This window comes from Mesorhizobium sp. M2E.F.Ca.ET.209.01.1.1, assembly GCF_004010375.2.
In the GTDB taxonomy this organism is placed as follows: Bacteria; Pseudomonadota; Alphaproteobacteria; order Rhizobiales; family Rhizobiaceae; genus Mesorhizobium.
The window spans coordinates 1-322 of the sequence record NZ_SADP02000781.1 but is presented as its reverse complement, the minus strand read 5'-3'; the positions used below and the strand labels follow the sequence as shown (position 1 = coordinate 322).

The following is a 322-nucleotide window of genomic DNA, read 5'->3' as shown; positions in this document are numbered from 1 at the left end:
CTTCGAGAGCGCCTGAACTACCTCATCAAGCCGCCAGGATGGAGCCATGACGGGTCGCGCGACACGTCGGAGACGCTGAAGGCAGCGTATCTGCGAAGAAATCCGGGGGAGGCGGGCAAGCCCGGACTGCCGTCGGCAGGTGTCGAGGCCGCGGAATAATATCGCCTGAGGACTGATCGGGCTGTCCGCTACTCCGCCGCCTGAGCCGTCTCCGCCGGCAAACCCAGCCACTGTCGACAGTCACTCCGCGCTCGCGACGTGATGGCATGCCGTTTGGCTATGGTCTTGTCCTTGCCGCGTATGCGCTTGCCCTCGATTTTCG

General features: G+C 64.0%; 1 pseudogene. It reads left to right on the top strand.

Annotated features, from left to right (window positions below):
• Nucleotides 1-159 (top strand): annotated as a pseudogene (locus tag EN852_RS42905) (sterol desaturase family protein); the annotation flags it as partial.
• Nucleotides 160-322: the final 163 nt, after the last annotated feature.